The 2,999-nt window shown below is 34.6% G+C and carries 2 protein-coding genes; both read right to left on the bottom strand.

Annotated elements, in window-relative coordinates; translation table 11 throughout:
- Positions 1–626: 626 nt before the first annotated feature.
- Complete coding sequence (locus CHB72_RS25470) at positions 627–2,393, bottom strand: NADH-dependent [FeFe] hydrogenase, group A6 (protein ID WP_089285669.1); 1,767 nt, start codon at positions 2,391–2,393, stop codon at positions 627–629.
- Positions 2,394–2,435: 42 nt separating this feature from the next.
- Positions 2,436–2,999, bottom strand: a 564-nt coding sequence (locus tag CHB72_RS25465) for an NADH-ubiquinone oxidoreductase-F iron-sulfur binding region domain-containing protein (RefSeq protein ID WP_141131617.1), incomplete at its 5' end; no start/stop codon positions are given.

The following is a 2,999-nucleotide window of genomic DNA, read 5'->3' as shown; positions in this document are numbered from 1 at the left end:
AAGCACCCTTCTTACCTTTGTTTTCATCAATAACTTTTTGTAGCTTTTGAAAATTCTCTTCAGTCAAAATATTTTTAGCCATATTGTCCCTCCTTTTTTTCTATGTAAGTAATTATTTAAAAATTGGTTTAATATCCTATAAAACTATTTTATATTAAATAAAAATTAATTTAAAGTAAAATATTTTTAGAATATTCTTGCCAAATTTAGCCTTAATTCATTAATCAGAGCTAATAGCTATATATTATTAATTAATAATCACATGGAGTCAATAAAGATTATTGGTTAAAAATTTAACCATTTTTTGCAAGATATTGTTCTCATTTTATTATAACATTAATCTATTATTAGAGATAGCAAAAAAGACAAAAGATTGTGAAATTTTTGTTTATATAGACCTTTGGAATTAGTATTTTCTTCCAATTAATATTAATATATACTATATCTTGTTTCAAATCAACCGTTGCTTTAAATTACTTTTACTCCTAAAGAACAAATCTAACTCGTTAATCTTTTCACTAGATAAAGTAAAGTCTATATGAATTATCCACAATGCAAATAATTCATATAGACTTTAAAATTAGCGTAGGCGAAAAGCACACCTACGCTAACAATATTATTCAATTCTATTTTTCTATACTACATTTACTAACTTGATACTTTTCTCTAGCTTCATAATGGGTATGCAACAGCTTATGGGCCTTATGGCTGTTAGGCTTTTCTAAATATTCTTCATAGAGTTTATTAATTAATGGATTTTGATGGGATTTACGATACTGTTTTACTGTATCTTCTTCGTATAGCGCTTTGGCTCTCTCTACTCTTATATCACAATCCATTTTTACTTTTGCTGGTACGTGAGGTTGACCTCCACCTGTTACACAACCTCCGCTGCAGCCCATGATTTCAATAAAATGATATTCTTTTTCCCCAGCTTCAATCATATCTAATAGTTCTGCTGCCATTGCTGTTCCATGAGCAACTGCAATTTTTATGGTATTACCGCCTAAGGTTACTTCTGCTTCTTTAATTCCTTCAATACCTCTTACAGCCGTATACTCGATGTTTTGCAAATCTTGACCTTCTAGTACATCAGCAACTGTTCTTAAGGCAGCCTCCATTACTCCACCAGTGGCTCCAAAGATTACCCCAGCTCCAGTATAGTCTCCTAATGCTGGATCAAATTCAGAATCCTCTAGCTTCATAAAGTTAATCCTTGCCTGTTTAATCATTTTGGCTAATTCTCTCGTAGTTAAAACGGCATCCACATCTCTTAACTCTGCGACTTCCATCTCTGGTCTAGCGGCTTCTGTTTTCTTAGAAGTACAGGGCATAATGGAAACAACAAAGATTTTCTCAGGATCAATGTTATGTTTTTCCGCATAATAAGATTTTAAAATTGCTCCCATCATCTGATGTGGAGATTTACAGCTTGATAGATTTGGAATAAATTGTGGATAGTTAAACTCACAGAATCTCACCCAACCTGGAGAACATGAAGTAATCATAGGAAGAACTCCATTATCTTGAATTCTATGCAGCAGCTCATGACCTTCTTCCATAATTGTTAAATCTGCTGCAAAGTTTGTATCAAAAACTTTGTCAAATCCAAGCCTTTTTAGAGCGGCTACCATCTTACCCGTAACCCTCGTTCCGATTGGCAGTCCAAACTCTTCTCCTAAAGCCGCTCTTACTGCAGGGGCAGTTTGTACTACAACATGTACTTCAGAATCTTCAATTGCATCCCATACACGCTCAATATCTTCCTTCTCCCTTAGGGCAGCTACAGGGCAATTTACGATACATTGTCCACAGTAAATACAGGGAGCTTCATCCATACTTTTTTCGAAGGCAGGTGCTACCTCTGTTTCATAACCTCTTTTAGTGAAGTCCAGCACACCAATTTTTTGTACGCTTTTACAAACGTTAATACATCTTCCACAAAGTATACATTTGCTAGCATCTCTTACGATAGAATGTGATTGAGCATCTACTGTTTTTGCAGTTTCTTCTCCTTGAAAGGGAATATCATTAATATTTAATTCTTCAGCTAGACTTTGAAGCTCACAGCTTTTATTTCTAAAGCAAGTTAGACACTCACGATTATGATTTGAAAGAATTAACTCTACTGTTGATTTTCTAGCATCTCTAATTTTTTTTGTATTAGTTTTTATGACCATTCCTTCTGCAGCTGGATGAACACAAGATGCCTGAAGTCCTCTAGCACCTTCTATCTCCACTAAACAGACCCTACAGGCTCCAATCTCATTAACATCCTTTAAAAAGCATAGGGTAGGAATATCTACACCTACAGTTTTAGCTGCTTCAAGGATTGTATAGCCTTTAGGCACTTCAGTTTTTATATTATCTATGGTTAAAGTAATTTTTTCCATTTCTGGCACACTCCTTTTCTCATTAGGGTAAAATCTTTCCCCTTATTTTCTAATGATTGCTTTAAAAGGACATTTATCTAGGCAAGCTCCACATTTAATACAGGTTTCTGTATCAATGGTATGAAGCGCTTTTCTTTCACCTGTTATAGCATTTACCGGACATGCCTTTGTACATACTGTACATCCTTTGCAGTCTTCAGTAATATAATAATTCGAAAGAGCTTGGCATACACCTGCAGGACACTTTTTATCATTTACGTGGGCTTCATACTCGTGCCTAAAGTATTTCAAGGTTGATAATACTGGATTTGGTGCTGTTTGCCCTAATCCACATAGTGATGATATTTTAATGTTCTCAGCTAATCTTTCTAGATTGTCTAGATCTTTAGGTTCGCCTTTACCTTCTGTAATTTTATCTAAGATTTGTAACATTCTCTTTGTCCCAATTCTACAAGGCGGGCATTTTCCGCAGGATTCTTCAACAGTAAAATCTAAGAAGAATCTTGCAATATCTACCATACAGTTGTCTTCATCCATAACAATCATTCCACCAGAACCCATCATAGAGCCTAATGCTATTAGGTTGTCATAGTCAATAGGTGTGTC

The organism is Anaerovirgula multivorans (genome assembly GCF_900188145.1).
Classification (GTDB): Bacteria; Bacillota; Clostridia; order Peptostreptococcales; family Natronincolaceae; genus Anaerovirgula; species Anaerovirgula multivorans.
This window is presented reverse-complemented; position numbering and strand designations above follow the sequence as displayed.